The sequence below is a fragment of the Saccharospirillum alexandrii genome (assembly GCF_004000275.1).
Lineage (GTDB): Bacteria > Pseudomonadota > Gammaproteobacteria > Pseudomonadales > Natronospirillaceae > Saccharospirillum > Saccharospirillum alexandrii.
The window spans coordinates 1-16,000 of sequence record NZ_RCIP01000009.1 but is presented as its reverse complement, the minus strand read 5'-3'; the positions used below and the strand labels follow the sequence as shown (position 1 = coordinate 16,000).

The window sequence follows — 16,000 nt, the reverse complement described above, 5'->3', positions numbered from 1 at the left end:
TTTTACCGTGGTCAACGTGACCGATGGTGCCGACGTTTACGTGCGGCTTGGTACGTTCAAAAGTAGCCTTAGACATGGTGTCTTCCTCTAAGTTAGCTCAAAAAGATCAAGACTTCTTGATAATTTCTTCAACGATGTTCATCGGGGCTTCTTTGTAGCCTGAGAATTCCATCACGTAAGAGGCACGGCCCTGAGACATGGAACGCAGGTCCGTAGCGTATCCGAACATTTCGGACAGTGGCACCTCAGCATTGATGATCTTGCCCGACGGGCTGTCTTCCATGCCTGAAACTGTGCCGCGACGACGGTTAAGGTCGCCCATAACGTCACCCATGTAGTCTTCCGGTGTTACCACCTCAACTTTCATCATGGGCTCAAGCAAGGCCGGGCTTGCCTTTTCCTTCAACTTCTTGACCGCCATTGAGGCAGCCACTTTAAAGGCCATCTCGTTGGAGTCAACGTCGTGGTAGGAACCGTCATGCAGAGTGGCCTTCATGCCGAGCAATGGGTAGCCCGCCAGAATACCGTTCTTCATTTGCTCCTGAATGCCTTTCTCAACCGCAGGAATGTATTCCTTCGGTACGGCACCACCGACGATTTCGTTGACGAAAACCAGCTTCTCGGCGTTCTCGTCGTCAGCCGGTTCAAACTTGATCACAACGTGACCGTATTGACCGCGACCACCCGACTGCTTGGCAAACTTAGAGTCGATATCACAAGCGCTGCGAATGCGCTCACGGTAAGCCACCTGAGGGGCACCCACGTTTGCTTCAACTTTAAATTCACGCTTCATCCGGTCGACCAGAACGTCCAGGTGCAATTCACCCTGACCGCCAATGATGGTCTGGCCGGTTTCTTCGTCGGTGCGAACCGTGAAGGACGGGTCTTCCTGAGCCAGCTTGCCCAGTGCGATACCCATCTTTTCCTGGTCGGCTTTCGACTTCGGCTCAACGGCAACGTGAATCACCGGATCCGGGAAGTCCATACGCTCCAGGGTAATCGGGTTGGCCGGGTCACACAGGGTGTCACCCGTAGTCACATCCTTCATACCGATCAGAGCGCCGATGTCGCCAGCGAGCAACTCTTTGATCTCTTCGCGGTTGTTGGCATGCATCTGAACCATACGGCCGACGCGCTCACGCTTGCCCTTGACCGCGTTCAATACCTGGTCGCCGCTTTTCAGAACACCACCGTACACACGCACGAACGTCAGCGTACCAACGAAGGGATCGGTAGCGATCTTGAATGCCAGGGCGTTGAAAGGTGCATCGTCGTCGACTTTAACCGCTTTAACGGTTTCGCCGTCTTCCAACAAGCCTTCAATCGCACGCACCTGAGTCGGCGACGGCATGTATTCAATAACGCTGTCCAGCACGGCCTGAACGCCTTTGTTCTTAAAGGCAGAACCACAGTGAGTCAGAACGATTTCACCCGCCAGTGTGCGCAGGCGCAGACCGGTCTTGATGTCGTCTTCATCCAGGGTTTCAGACTCCATGTACTTTTCCATCAGCTCATCATTGGCTTCAGCAGCAGCTTCAACCATCTGAACGCGGAATTCTTCAGCTTTTTCCTGCAGATCTGCCGGAATGTCTTCCAGCTCAAAGGTCATACCCTGGTCAGCTTCATTCCAGATAATGGCCTTCATCTTGATCAGGTCAATTACGCCAGCGAAGTCGTCTTCTGCACCGATCGGAATCTGAATCGGCACAGGGTTAGCACCCAGACGCTCTTTCAACTGCTTAACAACGCGATAGAAGTCAGCGCCGGCACGGTCCATCTTGTTGACGAACACCATGCGCGGAACTTCGTACCGGTTGGCCTGGCGCCAGACCGTTTCAGTCTGCGGCTGTACGCCGGAAGAGCCACACAGTACAACGACCGCACCGTCGAGTACCCGCAGAGAACGCTCAACTTCAATGGTGAAGTCAACGTGTCCCGGAGTGTCGATGATGTTGATGCGATGCTCATCGAACTGCTTGGCCATACCTTGCCAGAAACAGGTGGTAGCAGCGGAAGTAATGGTAATACCCCGCTCTTGTTCCTGCTCCATCCAGTCCATGGTGGCGGCGCCATCATGCACTTCACCGATCTTGTGCGACAAGCCGGTGTAAAAAAGTACGCGCTCGGTAGTCGTCGTTTTACCGGCGTCTACGTGCGCGACGATACCAATGTTACGGTACCGGTTAAGCGGAGTTTTACGAGCCACAACTCTTTCTCCTTAACAGAAAATGTTTGCTCTAAAGCTTAGAAACGGTAATGAGAGAATGCTTTGTTGGCTTCGGCCATACGGTGCACATCTTCACGCTTCTTGATCGCAGCACCCTTGCCTTCGGCAGCATCCAGCAGTTCACCGGCCAGACGCTGACCCATGGATTTTTCACCACGTTTACGGGCAGCATCAACTAACCAGCGCATAGCCAGCGCTTCACGGCGAGACGGACGCACTTCGACGGGCACCTGATACGTGGCACCACCGACACGGCGGGATTTTACTTCGACCATCGGCGCAATAGAATCCAGCGCCGTTTCGAACATGGCGATGGGATCCTGATCGGACTTCTTCTCTTTGACGATGTCCAGGGCACCATAGACGATACGCTCGGCAACAGACTTTTTGCCGTCGTACATGACATGGTTCATAAATTTGGCCAGTTGCGTGTTCCCGAACTTGGGATCTGGCAGTACTTCACGCTTTGCAGCAACGCGTCTTCTTGGCATTGATAAGCCCTCAAATAGGTCTTCAGGCAATTCTGGGATGAGCAGTCGTCCGACTCTTTCGACGCTTCGACAACAGCACCCAGCCTTACTCTTATCCTGAGACTGAATGAATCAAATGAAATTAGCCCTTAGGCCGCTTGGTACCGTACTTGGAACGAGCCTGCTTCCGGTTGGCAACACCTGAGGTATCCAGTGAGCCACGAACGGTGTGGTAACGAACACCTGGCAAGTCTTTAACACGACCACCACGGATCAGTACAACCGAGTGCTCTTGCAGGTTGTGACCTTCACCGCCGATGTAGGATGACACCTCGAAACCGTTAGTCAGTCGTACACGACAGACTTTACGCAGAGCCGAGTTCGGCTTCTTCGGGGTAGTTGTGTACACACGGGTGCATACACCACGACGTTGCGGGCAGCCTTCCAGGGCCCGAACATCGCTTGCGACCGCTTTGCGCTTGCGCGGCTTGCGGACGAGCTGGTTAATTGTAGCCATTAAAGCCTCTCTAAAAGTTCACTTCTCATTACACGACAGCACCCGGATGGCGAGCCAACCGGGTCCTGTAGGGAGCGCGCATTTTAGTGATCGCGCAATTCTTAGTCAACGTAAGCGTGTGCTTACTTGTTGAGCGCCTGACTGAGTGCCGCTTCGACATCGGATGCACTGATCGATGGTTTTTCACCGGTGCGTTCCAGACGTTTGCGACGACGTTCAGCGTGATAGGCCAGGCCTGTACCCGCCGGAATCAGTCGACCAACGACCACATTCTCCTTCAGGCCGCGCAAGTAATCGCGCTTGCCAGTGACCGCACCTTCGGTCAGTACCCGGGTCGTTTCCTGGAAGGACGCCGCCGAGATAAAGGATTCTGTCGCCAGAGAGGCCTTGGTGATGCCCAGCAGAACACGTTCGAACCGTGCTTCCTGCTGATCAGCAGTGACAGCCTTCTCATTCGCTTCAAGCAACTGGTTGAATTCAACCTGGTCGCCCTTGATGAAGTGAGTATCACCGTTGTCCAGTACCATGGCTTTGCGCAGCATCTGACGCACAATCACTTCGATGTGCTTGTCGTTAATGGTTACGCCCTGCAGACGGTAAACTTCCTGGATTTCGTCAACGATGTAACGCGCCAGCGCCTCAACACCCCGGACCCGCAAGATATCGTGCGGGTTCATCGGACCGTCGGAGATCACTTCACCTTTTTCAACCTGTTCGCCTTCGAAGACGTTCAACTGACGCCACTTGGGAATCAGCTCTTCGTAGCCATCCGAGCCGTCGGTCGGGGTGATCACCAGGCGTTTCTTGCCTTTGGTTTCCTTGCCAAAGCCAACGGTGCCGGAGATTTCCGCCAGAATGGCAGCTTCTTTCGGCTTACGGGCTTCAAACAAGTCAGCCACACGCGGCAGACCCCCGGTGATGTCGCGGTTACCCGAGGTTTCCTGAGGAATACGGGCAATTACGTCACCAACCTTGATCTCATCGCCATCCGACAGACTCAGGAAAGAGCCATCGGGCAGGAAGTACTGCACCGGCTGATTGGTGTTGCCAATCATGATCTCGTTGCCGTCCGGATCGAGCAGCTTGACCAACGGGCGAATTTCCTTACCGGCCGCATTACGCTGACCCTGGGGAATCACCTCGATGGTACCGACACCGGTTAGCTCATCGATCTTGCGGTTGGTGGTGATGCCTTCGTCCATACCGATGAAGGCAATCTTACCGTTCGACTCACCGATGATCGGGTGAGTGTGCGGATCCCACTTGGCCACGATCTGGCCGGCTTCCACGGCCGCACCGTCGTCGACGCTGATGACAGCACCGTATGGCAGCTTGTACTTCTCACGCTCACGACCGTGCTCGTCGGACACCGCCAGTACACCGGAACGGCTAACCGCAACCAGGTCACCATCGGCCCGGGTAACGGTCTTCAGGTTACGCAGCGATACTTTACCGCCATGCTTGACCTGAACGCTGTCTGCCGCTGTGGCACGGGAGGCCGCACCACCGATGTGGAAGGTCCGCATCGTCAGCTGGGTACCCGGCTCACCAATCGACTGGGCAGCGATAATACCGACCGCCTCACCGATGTTGACCCGGTGACCACGTGCAAGGTCACGACCATAGCACTGGGCACAGAGACCGTAGCGGGTGTTACAGCTGATCGCCGAACGGATCTTGACCTGGTCAACACCCCATTCGTCGAGCTTCTTCACCCAGGCTTCATCGAGCATGGTGCCGGCCGGTACCCAAGTTTCCTGGCTTACCGGATCGATCACGTCGGTGGCAACCACACGACCCAATACCTGCTGACCCAGACCCAGAACGACGTCACCGCCTTCAATGATCGGCTCAACGATAACGCCTTCCTGAGTGCCGCAATCTTCTTCGGTGATCACAACATCCTGAGCCACGTCAACCAGACGGCGTGTCAGGTAACCCGAGTTCGCCGTCTTCAGGGCGGTATCGGCCAAACCTTTACGCGCACCGTGGGTCGAGATGAAGTATTCACCAACCGACAAGCCTTCCCGGAAGTTGGCCTTAATCGGGTTTTCGATGATCGAGCCGTCCGGCTTCGCCATCAGACCACGCATACCGGCCAGCTGACGAATCTGGGCCGGGCTACCCCGGGCACCGGAGTCGGCCATGATGTAAACCGAGTTGAACGATTCCTGCTCAACCTCGTTACCATCACGATCGGTCACCATCTCCTTGGAGATGCCTTCCATCATCGCACGGGCGATCTGATCGTTGGCACGGGACCAGATATCGACCACCTTGTTGTACTTCTCGCCCTGGGTTACCAGACCCGCAGCAAACTGCTCTTCGATGTCCTGAACTTCGGCCTCGGCCTTGCCCAGAATCTCGAGTTTGGCTTTTGGAATAACAAAGTCATTCACACCAATGGACGAACCGGAACGGGTAGCGTAGCTGAAGCCCATGTACATGATCTGGTCAGCAAAGATCACCGTGTCTTTCAAACCAACACGACGATAGCACTCGTTCAACAAGCCACTGATGGCCTTCTTCTTCATCGCCTGGTTGACCAGCTCGTAAGGCAGGCCATCGGGTACGATCGAGTACAGGATGGAACGGCCAACGGTGGTGTCGACAATGGAGGTCGCATCGATGGCTTCGCCTTCACTGTTTTCATACACCTGGCGCAGACGAACCTTTACCTTGGCTTGCAGGGCGACTTCACCGGCACCATAGGCGCGCTGAACTTCTTCGATGTTCGAGAACACCATGCCTTCGCCCTTGGCGTTAACGCGTTCACGGGTCATGTAATACAGACCCAGAACCACGTCCTGTGACGGCACGATGATCGGCTCGCCACTGGCCGGAGACAGCACGTTGTTGGTCGACATCATCAGCGCACGCGCTTCGAGCTGGGCTTCCAGCGTCAGCGGTACGTGAACGGCCATCTGGTCACCGTCGAAGTCGGCGTTATAGGCCGCACACACCAGCGGGTGCAGCTGAATCGCCTTGCCTTCGATCAACACCGGTTCAAACGCCTGGATACCCAGACGGTGAAGCGTCGGTGCCCGGTTCAACATGACCGGGTGTTCGCGAATCACCTCATCCAGGATGTCCCAGACTACAGCTTCTTCACGCTCCACCATCTTCTTGGCGGCCTTGATGGTCGTCGCCAGGCCACGGTGTTCCAGCTTGCTGAAAATAAACGGCTTGAACAGTTCCAGCGCCATTTTCTTCGGCAGACCACACTGGTGCAGACGCAGAGTAGGACCGACCACGATCACCGAACGACCGGAGTAGTCTACGCGCTTACCGAGCAGGTTCTGACGGAAACGACCTTGCTTGCCCTTGATCATGTCGGCCAGTGACTTCAGCGGACGACGGTTCGAGCCGGTAATGGCGCGACCGCGACGGCCGTTGTCGAGCAGGGCATCAACCGATTCCTGCAGCATGCGCTTTTCGTTGCGCACAATGATGTCTGGAGCCGCCAGCTCAAGCAGACGCTTGAGACGGTTGTTCCGGTTGATCACACGGCGATACAGGTCGTTCAGATCCGAGGTCGCAAAACGGCCGCCATCGAGCGGTACCAGCGGACGCAAATCCGGTGGCAGCACAGGCAGAACCGTCATCACCATCCACTCGGGCTTGTTGCCTGATTTTTCAAAGGCTTCAAGCAGTTTCAGGCGCTTCGACAGCTTCTTGATCTTGGTTTCAGAGTTGGTCGCCGGGATTTCTTCGCGCAATTGCGCGGTTTCACCGACCAGGTCGATGCTGTCCAGCAGCTTCTGAATGGCCTCGGCACCCATACGGGCGTCGAAGTCATCACCAAACTCTTCAATGGCTTCGTAGTATTCCTCGTCGGTCAGCAACTGACCTTTCTCCAGGCTGGTAAGGCCCGGATCGATGACAACAAAGCTCTCGTAGTAGAGGATGCGCTCGATATCACGCAGCGTCATGTCCAGCATCAAACCGATGCGTGACGGCAGTGATTTCAGGAACCAGATGTGGGCAACAGGCGCGGCCAACTCGATGTGACCCATGCGCTCGCGGCGCACCTTGGCCTGAGTAACTTCAACACCACACTTTTCACAAATCACGCCACGATGCTTGAGGCGCTTGTATTTGCCACACAGGCACTCGTAATCCTTGATAGGACCAAAGATACGGGCACAGAACAGGCCATCACGTTCCGGCTTGAAAGTCCGGTAGTTGATGGTCTCAGGCTTCTTCACCTCGCCAAAAGACCAAGACCGGATCATGTCCGGTGAGGCCAGGCCAATACGGATCGAGTCAAACTCTTCCGACTGGCCCTGAGATTTCAACAGATTCAGCAAATCTTTCATCATTCAGCTCCGAAAGGAGTGGCTTTAGGCGGCCAACGGCCGCCCAACCGTCGTCAGGCACGGGCCGGTTTCCCGGCCCGCCCGACCTTACTCTTCGTTTTCCAGTTCCATATCGATGCCCAGCGAGCGGATCTCTTTAACCAGTACGTTAAAGGATTCCGGCATGCCCGGTTCCATCCGATGGTCGCCGTCCACGATGTTCTTGTACATCTTGGTACGGCCGTTCACATCGTCCGATTTCACCGTCAGCATTTCCTGCAGGGTGTAGGCGGCACCGTAGGCTTCCAGGGCCCACACTTCCATCTCACCGAAGCGCTGACCACCGAACTGCGCCTTACCACCCAGCGGCTGCTGGGTAACCAGGCTGTAGGAACCCGTCGAACGAGCGTGCATCTTGTCGTCAACCAGGTGGTTCAACTTCAACATGTACATGTAACCGACGGTGGTCCTGTTTTCAAAGGCCTCACCGGTACGACCGTCCCAGAGTTGAATCTGGCCGCTGTCATCCAAACCTGCCAGACGCAGCAACTCCTTGATTTCTTCCTCTTTGGCACCGTCGAACACCGGCGTCGCGATGGGTACCCCGCCACTGACGTTCTTCGCCAGTTCAAGGATTTCCGCATCGGAGAAGTCTTCCAGGGTTTCCTTGCGGATGCCCCGGCCGGACTTATTGTAGACCTCATCCAGGAAGCCGCGAATGTCGCTGACTGCCTTCTGGTCACGGACCATGTCGTTGATGCGCTTGCCCAGACCCTTGGCGGCCGCACCCATGTGCGTCTCCAGAATCTGACCTACGTTCATCCGCGACGGTACGCCCAGCGGGTTAAGCACCACGTCAACCGGTTCACCCTGATCATCAAACGGCATGTCTTCAACTGGCATGATCACCGAGATCACGCCCTTGTTACCGTGACGACCGGCCATCTTGTCACCGGGCTGGATCTTGCGCTTGACCGCGACGTAGCATTTGACGACTTTCAGTACACCTGGCTGCAGATCGTCTCCGCTCTGCAACTTGCGCTTCTTGTCTTCAAAGCGTGCGTCCTGGTCGTCTTTGCGCTCTTTCAACTGGGCTTCGGCTTTCTCCAGCATTTCTGCCAGTGCCTCATCCTGCATACGCAGCTTGAACCAGTCTTCACGCGGCAACTCGGCCAGGTAGGCTTCAGTCAGGGTATCCCCTTTCTTCAGCGACGGGCCGCCGGCCACGGTTTGACCAACCAGGTTGGCCTGCATCCGTTCAAAGACCGTGTCTTCGACGATGCGGTACTCGGCGTTCAAGTCCTTGCGGAACTCAGCCAGCGCCATTCGCTCAATGTCTTTGGAACGCTGATCGCGCTCGACACCGTCACGGGTGAACACCTGGACGTCGATAACCGTACCAACCATGCCGCCTTTAACACGCAGCGACGTGTCTTTCACATCCGACGCTTTCTCACCAAAGATGGCGCGCAGCAGTTTCTCTTCCGGGGTCAGCTGGGTTTCGCTCTTCGGCGTCACCTTACCGACCAGGATGTCACCGGGGCCGACTTCGGCACCGATGTACACCACACCGGACTCATCCAGCTTGTTCAGCGCCGATTCGCCCACGTTCGGGATGTCAGCGGTGATTTCTTCAGCACCCAACTTGGTATCGCGAGCGATACAGGTCAGTTCCTGAATGTGGATGGTGGTAAAACGATCTTCCTGAACCACCTTCTCCGACACCAGAATGGAGTCTTCGAAGTTGTAACCGTTCCAGGGCATAAAGGCGATGCGCATGTTCTGGCCCAGTGCCAGCTCACCCATATCGACTGAAGGACCGTCGGCCAGAACATCACCCCGCGCTATGGACTCGCCCTGATGGACGATGGAGCGCTGATTGATGCAGGTGTTCTGGTTGGAACGCGTGTATTTGGTCAGGTTATAGATATCCACACCGGCATCGCCGCCCTGGATTTCATCTTCATTAACCTTGATCACGATACGCGATGCGTCAACGTACTCAACATAACCGCCACGCCGTGCGGTTACACAGACGCCGGAGTCGATCGCCACGCTGCGCTCAATACCGGTACCCACCAGCGGCTTGTCAGCGCGTAAGGTAGGAACCGCCTGACGCATCATGTTGGAACCCATCAATGCGCGGTTGGCGTCATCGTGCTCCAGGAACGGCACTAGCGCCGCTGCAGCAGAGACCACCTGGCGTGGTGATACGTCCATCATGTCGACGTTGGCCAGTGGCGCCATGGTGAATTCGTTCTGGTGACGTACCTGAACAAATTCGCCCACGATGTTGTCGTTTTCGTCAAGCGGCACGTTTGCCTGGGCAATGGTGTGCTTGGCTTCATCGATCGCCGACAGGTAGACGATATCGCTGGTCACCTTGCCGTTTTCAACACGGCGATACGGCGTTTCCAGGAAGCCGTAACTGTTGGTACGGGCATAGGTCGACAGGGAGTTAATCAGACCAATGTTCGGACCTTCCGGCGTCTCAATGGGGCATACCCGGCCATAGTGCGTCGGGTGTACGTCGCGCACTTCAAAGCCGGCACGTTCACGGGTCAAACCACCAGGGCCCAACGCGGAAACACGACGCTTGTTGGTAATACCGGACAGCGGGTTGTTCTGGTCCATAAACTGGGACAGCTGGCTGGAACCAAAGAATTCCTTGATCGCAGCGGCCACCGGCTTGGCATTGACCAGATCCTGAGGCATCAGGCCTTCGCTTTCGGCCATGGACAGACGTTCACGCACGGCGCGCTCGACCCGCACAAGACCCACACGGAACTGGTTCTCGGCCATCTCACCGACTGAGCGAACCCGACGGTTGCCCAGGTGGTCGATGTCATCAACCATGCCATTGCCGTTACGGATGTCGATCAGTGTCCGCAGTACGTCAACGATGTCTTCATTACTCAGCGTGCCTTCGCCTTCTTCGCCTTCACGGCCCAGACGACGGTTGAACTTCATCCGGCCAACGCCACTCAGATCGTAACGTTCGCTGCTGAAGAACAGGTTCTGGAACAGCGTTTCGGCTGATTCTTTCGTCGGCGGCTCGCCAGGGCGCATCATGCGGTAGATTTCTACCAGCGCTTCCAGCGGCGTGCTGGTCGGATCGTTGCGCAGGGTATCTGAAATATAAGGGCCGCAATCCAGATCGTTGGTGTACAACAGATCGACTTGCTTCAATTTCAGTTCCCGAACTTTCTCGAGAATCTCAAGGCTGACCTCATCGTTGCAGTTAGCGAAGATCTCGCCACTGGTCGGATCGACCAGATCGGTCGCCAGCGCTTTACCCAGCAGATATTCATCGGGCACAACCACAGTGTCGATGCCAGATTTCTCCAACTGACGAATGTGGCGCGCGGTAATACGACGGCCGTCCTCAATCAGAACGGTGCCGTCTTTGTCCTTGATTTCAAACGCGGCCGTTTCGCCACGCAGGCGCTCGGACACGATCTTCATCTCGAACTTGTCGTTTTTCAGCTTGAACTCGGACCGCTCGAAGAACATGTCCAGAATTTGCTGATTGGTGTACTCAAGGGCACGCAGCAGAATCGTCGCCGGCAATTTACGACGACGGTCGATACGCACAAACACCTGGTCTTTCGGGTCGAACTCGAAGTCGAGCCAGGAGCCACGGTAAGGAATCACCCGGGCAGAGTACAACAGCTTGCCGGACGAGTGGGTCTTGCCCTTGTCGTGGTCGAAAAAGACACCCGGTGAACGGTGCAGCTGGGACACAACAACACGCTCGGTACCGTTAACGATAAAGGTACCGTTTTCAGTCATCAGGGGCATTTCGCCCATGTAGACTTCCTGCTCTTTGATGTCCTTGATGGCCTTGCTGGGCGACTCTTTATCGTAAATAATCAGCCGGACTTTGACCCGCAGCGGAGCTGCATAGGTCACGCCACGCAATTGGCACTCTTTGACGTCGAAGGCCGGGATACCCAGCTTGTAACTGACGTACTCTAAAGCGGCATTGCCAGAATAACTGACAATTGGAAATACGGACTTGAACGCTGCATGCAGCCCACTGTCCTGTCGTTCGGCCGCATCGGTCTCGGCCTGTAAAAAGTTACGGTAGGAATCCAGTTGTATTGCCAGCAGGTATGGGATGTCCATCACCGGCTTCAATTTGCTGAAATCCTTACGGATACGCTTTTTCTCGGTGTAAGAGTATGCCATCAGCAATCCCCAGCTTGTTCACCACGGTGGGTCTGAGCGGTTGACGGTCAGGGTCGGTGACGACCGTTGCCCGCCATTCGGTAATGCGATGATTGCCAGACGTCAACAATCATCCCGAAATCTGTCGCTTCCTGCGCTCCTCCTCTTATCGGAGGCCCCTGGCGTTTGCCATCGTCCTGACGGATCGATGCGGTCAATCCGCCTTACTTAATCGGGGTGCTCAGAAACTTTTGCTTCTGAGACACGAAAAGGCCGACGGCCAATGGCCGCCAGCCAATTCGACTGAATTGCCTATTTGCAATCCAGAACCATCGAAGTTACTTAACTTCCACGGTTGCGCCAGCTTCTTCCAGCTTGGCTTTGATCTGCTCAACTTCGTCTTTGCTGGCAGCTTCTTTAACTGCAGCAGGAGCGCCGTCAACCAGACCTTTAGCTTCTTTCAGGCCAAGACCGGTGATTTCACGAACAACCTTGATCACGTTAACTTTCTTCTCACCAGCAGAAGTCAGGATAACGTCGAATTCAGTTTGTTCAGCAGCGGCTTCACCCGCAGCAGCCGGACCGGCAGCAACAGCAACAGCAGCCTGGGCAGAAACGCCAAACTTCTCTTCCATTGCTTCAACCAGAGCTACAACGTCCATTACAGACATTTCAGCAATGGCGTTCAAGATATCTTCATTGGACAGTGCCATGTTACTAATCTCCAAAAATTCTCAAAAATGTTCAAACAAGGTGCGCAACAATTACGCAGCTTCTTTTTTCTTGTCGGCAACAGCCGCCATAACACGGGTGATAGAGGATGGTACCTCGTTGAGCGTACGCGCCAGCTTGGTAACCGGTGCCAACGTAACGTTGGCCAGCATTCCCAGAGCTTCGTGACGCGTCGGCAATTTCGCCAGACGATCAATTTGGTCCGCACCCATCAGTTCACCACCAACGGCCAGCGATTTCACTTCGAACTTTTCAACGTCTTTCGCGAAGTCTTTGAAAAGTCGAGCGGCAGCACCCGGGTCTTCCATAGAGAAGGCCAGCAGAGTCGGTCCGACCAAAGCGGGATGAGCCACTTCGTACTCGGTACCTTCAAACGCACGCTTGGCCAGAGAGTTCTTGACCACACGTACGAAGATTTTCTGCTCACGGGCCTGCTTACGCAGGTTATCCATATCTGAAACGGTTACACCGCGGGCATCCGCGATCACCAGAGACAGAGCGTTGGCAGCAACTGCATTCACCTCGGTGACAATGGCTTTCTTGTCTTCGAGATTCAGCGCCACAATCTTTCTCCTACTATTTTCTGGCTTAGCCAGGCTCAAATGAGCCTGTCACCATCGAAGGTCCGAAGACCCTGTGTTTTGACCCCCTTCGAGGTCAACGGTGGTAGGATCCAGCCCAATAAAAACCGAATCGGGGTCCACCGTCTGCGTAGGACATTAAGGGAACCGGGCGTCAACGATTCATAAAACCTCAACCCTGAACCCACCTACGGTCTTTGACAATTCCCGCGAGTGACACCCGCAGGAACCCCAAAGTCCTGTCGCGCCGCCCATCTATCTAAAGGCAGCGACTTAAATCAGATAGTCAGCGAGCTCTGATCGATCGCTATGCCAGGACCCATGGTCGAGGACAGAGAGATCTTCTTCAGATACACACCTTTGGCAGAAGACGGCTTCAAGCGCTTAAGATCAGCGATGATGGCTTCTGCGTTTTCTTTAATTGCGTTCGGCTCAAACGCCACCTTGCCAATGCAAGCGTGGATGATGCCGTTCTTGTCAGTACGAAAACGTGCCTGACCCGCCTTGGCGTTCTTGACCGCAGTCGCAACGTCTGGCGTTACAGTGCCAACTTTCGGGTTTGGCATCAGGCCGCGCGGACCCAGCACCTGACCCAGCTGACCAACAACGCGCATCGCATCCGGAGAGGCAATAACAACACCGAAATTCAGATCGCCGCCCTTGATTTGCTCGGCCAGATCTTCCATACCAACGACATCCGCACCGGCTTCCTTCGCTGCTTCAGCGTTGGCGCCCTGGGCAAATACCGCGATACGTACGTCTTTACCGGTACCGTTCGGCAGTACAGTAGAGCCACGAACGTTCTGGTCCGATTTACGAGCGTCGATGCCGAGATTCACGGACAGATCAACAGACTCTGCGAATTTGACGGTTGACAGCTCTTTCAACAGGGCAACGGCGTCTTCGATGCTGTATACCTTGGTTGCGTCAACTTTTTCGCGCGCGACTTTGGCGCGCTTGCTCAGCTTAGCCATTACTCAACACCCTCTACATTCAGACCCATGCTGCGAGCAGAACCCGCAATCGTACGAACCGCTGCATCCATATCGGCTGCTGTCAGGTCGGGATCCTTGGTGGTGGCAATCTCTTCCAACTGAGCACGGGTCACAGTACCGACCTTCTCAGTATTGGGACGACCTGAACCGCTCTTGATGCCGGCTGCTTTTTTCAGCAGTACCGCGGCAGGCGGGGTCTTGGTAACAAAGGTGAAGCTGCGGTCACTGTAAACAGTAATAACAACAGGAATCGGCAGACCCGGCTCAGTGCTCTGAGTCTCGGCGTTGAACGCCTTACAGAATTCCATGATGTTCACGCCATGCTGACCCAGAGCCGGACCTACCGGGGGGCTCGGGTTGGCTTGACCTGCCTTCACTTGCAGCTTGATATAAGCATTAACTTTCTTGGCCATGATAACCTCTCATTTGGGTGGTAACGCCGTTAGGCTCCCCGTCAAACATTACAGACGACAAAGCCCCGAAGCCGAATCGACCCCAGGGCATGCAGCCTGCCTGCGCATCAGGTCATTTTTTCGATCTGGGTAAACTCCAGCTCGACCGGGGTTGCCCGACCGAAAATCGACACCGAGACCTGAACCCGGTTTTTCTCGTAATTCACTTTCTCGACAGTACCGTTGAAATCAGCAAAGGGACCATCGTTGACCCGAACCACTTCGCCCGGCTCGTAAATTGTTTTCTGGGTCGGCTTGTCGACCCCTTCCTTGACGCGCTGCAAGATGCCATCGGCCTCGCGACTGGTCAGCGGCGCCGGCTTTTCTGGTGTACCACCAATAAAGCCCATCACCCGGGGAATCTCCTTCACCAGGTGCCAGGTATCATCATCCATTTCCATTTCAACCAGGACATAACCCGGGTAGAACTTGCGCTCACTCTTGCGCTTTTTGCCGTCGCGCATTTCAACGACGGACTCGGTCGGCACCAGGATCTCACCAAACTTGTCCTGCATGCCTTTCAAATCAACCTGCTCCTGCAAGGAAGCAGCAACGCGCTTTTCAAAGCCTGAGTAGGCGTGAACTACGAACCAGCGCTTGGCCATATCGATCTCCTTAACCAATAATCCGGGATACAACCAACCCCAGCAGAGAATCGACACCCCAAAGAATCAGAGCAACCACCAATACGACACCGATCACAACAAGACTGGTTTGCGTGGTTTCCTGCCGGGTCGGCCAGACGACCTTGCGTACCTCTACCCAGGCTTCTTTGCGCAACCGGTTAATGTACTTGCCACGTGCCGTTGTCAGCGCGATCCCGACCGCAATCAGGGACACAAACACGACCGCCAGTGCACGCACCAGCATGGACTGGTCGCCAAAATAGAAGTTACCACCGATAACCGCAATCATCAGCGCGGCAACAACGATCCACTTAATCCAATCTAGGGCGGTATTATTCGACTCAACCTGAGCGTTCATGCGGTGGACACCTTAACTCTGGATAAATTCAGTGCTGCGTCTTCCCAGCACTGCAACTGTGAATCTTGGGCGCTTTAATGGCAGGCCAGGAGGGACTCGAACCCCCAACCCCCGGTTTTGGAGACCGGTGCTCTACCAATTGAACTACTGGCCTGTAAAGCAACTGGGCGGCGGATTCTATGCTAACTACCGCGCAGTTTCAAGCACTTAGGTGGCTTTTTTCAGGAAACGAACGAACCCTGGGGCATCGCATCCATCCGGCCAGCCCGATACACCTCCAACAGTGATCGAAACTGCCCAAACTCCCTAAACACACCGACCTACCCTAAGGTAAAGCGGATTTCAACCGGAAACAGAGCTCCGGCGGCAGGGTACAAGGCGCCTCAGGCGCCTTGCAGCTGTTAGCTATTAGCTGCGAGCCACGAGTTTTCACTAACAGCTCGCAGCTCTCAGCTCAAAGCTACTCTTTACTCAATGATCTTCGCTACAACGCCCGCACCAACAGTGCGGCCGCCTTCACGAATCGCGAAACGCAGACCTTCGTCCATCGCGATCGGGGCGATCAGGGTAACGT

Annotated in this window: 12 protein-coding genes, 1 tRNA gene and 1 pseudogene; all 14 read right to left on the bottom strand. The window is 55.2% G+C overall.

Going from position 1 to position 16,000, the window contains the following annotated elements; genetic code table 11:
• A pseudogene (locus EP166_RS21835) lies at positions 1-76 on the bottom strand (GTP-binding protein); the annotation flags it as partial.
• Positions 77-106: 30 nt separating this feature from the next.
• Positions 107-2,206: an elongation factor G gene (gene fusA / locus EP166_RS20960; RefSeq protein ID WP_127560808.1), complete on the bottom strand. Its 2,100-nt coding sequence runs from the start codon at positions 2,204-2,206 to the stop codon at positions 107-109.
• Between the two features lie 38 nt (positions 2,207-2,244).
• Positions 2,245-2,718, bottom strand: a complete 474-nt coding sequence (gene rpsG, locus EP166_RS20955) for a 30S ribosomal protein S7 (RefSeq protein WP_127560806.1) — start codon at positions 2,716-2,718, stop codon at positions 2,245-2,247.
• Between the two features lie 121 nt (positions 2,719-2,839).
• Complete coding sequence (gene rpsL / locus EP166_RS20950) at positions 2,840-3,214, bottom strand: 30S ribosomal protein S12 (RefSeq protein ID WP_028671300.1); 375 nt, start codon at positions 3,212-3,214, stop codon at positions 2,840-2,842.
• Between the two features lie 122 nt (positions 3,215-3,336).
• Positions 3,337-7,533, bottom strand: a complete 4,197-nt coding sequence (gene rpoC / locus EP166_RS20945; RefSeq protein WP_127560810.1) for a DNA-directed RNA polymerase subunit beta' — start codon at positions 7,531-7,533, stop codon at positions 3,337-3,339.
• An 87-nt stretch (positions 7,534-7,620) separates the two neighbouring features.
• Positions 7,621-11,703, bottom strand: coding sequence for a DNA-directed RNA polymerase subunit beta (gene rpoB, locus EP166_RS20940; protein WP_127560804.1), 4,083 nt, complete (start codon positions 11,701-11,703; stop codon positions 7,621-7,623).
• A gap of 317 nt (positions 11,704-12,020) precedes the next feature.
• Positions 12,021-12,395 (bottom strand): 50S ribosomal protein L7/L12, encoded by a 375-nt coding sequence (rplL, locus tag EP166_RS20935; RefSeq protein WP_127560803.1) that lies wholly within the window; start codon positions 12,393-12,395, stop codon positions 12,021-12,023.
• A 51-nt stretch (positions 12,396-12,446) separates the two neighbouring features.
• Positions 12,447-12,977 (bottom strand): 50S ribosomal protein L10, encoded by a 531-nt coding sequence (rplJ, locus tag EP166_RS20930; protein ID WP_127560801.1) that lies wholly within the window; start codon positions 12,975-12,977, stop codon positions 12,447-12,449.
• Between the two features lie 296 nt (positions 12,978-13,273).
• On the bottom strand, positions 13,274-13,969 hold the full coding sequence (gene rplA / locus EP166_RS20925) for a 50S ribosomal protein L1 (protein ID WP_127560799.1): 696 nt from the start codon (positions 13,967-13,969) through the stop codon (positions 13,274-13,276).
• Positions 13,969-14,403, bottom strand: a complete 435-nt coding sequence (gene rplK, locus EP166_RS20920; RefSeq protein ID WP_127560797.1) for a 50S ribosomal protein L11 — start codon at positions 14,401-14,403, stop codon at positions 13,969-13,971. Before rplK ends, rplA begins: the two co-directional genes overlap by 1 nt.
• A 107-nt stretch (positions 14,404-14,510) precedes the next feature.
• On the bottom strand, positions 14,511-15,047 hold the full coding sequence (nusG, locus tag EP166_RS20915) for a transcription termination/antitermination protein NusG (protein WP_127560795.1): 537 nt from the start codon (positions 15,045-15,047) through the stop codon (positions 14,511-14,513).
• 10 nt (positions 15,048-15,057) lie between these two features.
• Positions 15,058-15,426, bottom strand: a complete 369-nt coding sequence (secE, locus tag EP166_RS20910; protein WP_127560793.1) for a preprotein translocase subunit SecE — start codon at positions 15,424-15,426, stop codon at positions 15,058-15,060.
• Positions 15,427-15,504: 78 nt separating this feature from the next.
• Positions 15,505-15,580: transfer RNA gene (locus EP166_RS20905), tRNA-Trp, on the bottom strand.
• Between the two features lie 313 nt (positions 15,581-15,893).
• Positions 15,894-16,000 (bottom strand): EF-Tu C-terminal domain-related protein (locus tag EP166_RS20900; RefSeq protein WP_484336712.1); only part of this gene is annotated, 107 nt, incomplete at its 5' end.

What these genes read in the sequence shown, in the direction of transcription:
- rpsG (WP_127560806.1), bottom strand. Translation starts at nt 2,718, where the DNA reads ATGCCAAGAAGACGCGTTGCTGCAAAGCGTGAAGTACTGCCAGATCCC.
- rpsL (WP_028671300.1), bottom strand. Translation starts at nt 3,214, where the DNA reads ATGGCTACAATTAACCAGCTCGTCCGCAAGCCGCGCAAGCGCAAAGCG.
- rpoC (WP_127560810.1), bottom strand. Translation starts at nt 7,533, where the DNA reads ATGAAAGATTTGCTGAATCTGTTGAAATCTCAGGGCCAGTCGGAAGAG.
- rpoB (WP_127560804.1), bottom strand. Translation starts at nt 11,703, where the DNA reads ATGGCATACTCTTACACCGAGAAAAAGCGTATCCGTAAGGATTTCAGC.
- rplL (WP_127560803.1), bottom strand. Translation starts at nt 12,395, where the DNA reads ATGGCACTGTCCAATGAAGATATCTTGAACGCCATTGCTGAAATGTCT.
- rplA (WP_127560799.1), bottom strand. Translation starts at nt 13,969, where the DNA reads ATGGCTAAGCTGAGCAAGCGCGCCAAAGTCGCGCGCGAAAAAGTTGAC.
- rplK (WP_127560797.1), bottom strand. Translation starts at nt 14,403, where the DNA reads ATGGCCAAGAAAGTTAATGCTTATATCAAGCTGCAAGTGAAGGCAGGT.
- nusG (WP_127560795.1), bottom strand. Translation starts at nt 15,047, where the DNA reads ATGGCCAAGCGCTGGTTCGTAGTTCACGCCTACTCAGGCTTTGAAAAG.
- secE (WP_127560793.1), bottom strand. Translation starts at nt 15,426, where the DNA reads ATGAACGCTCAGGTTGAGTCGAATAATACCGCCCTAGATTGGATTAAG.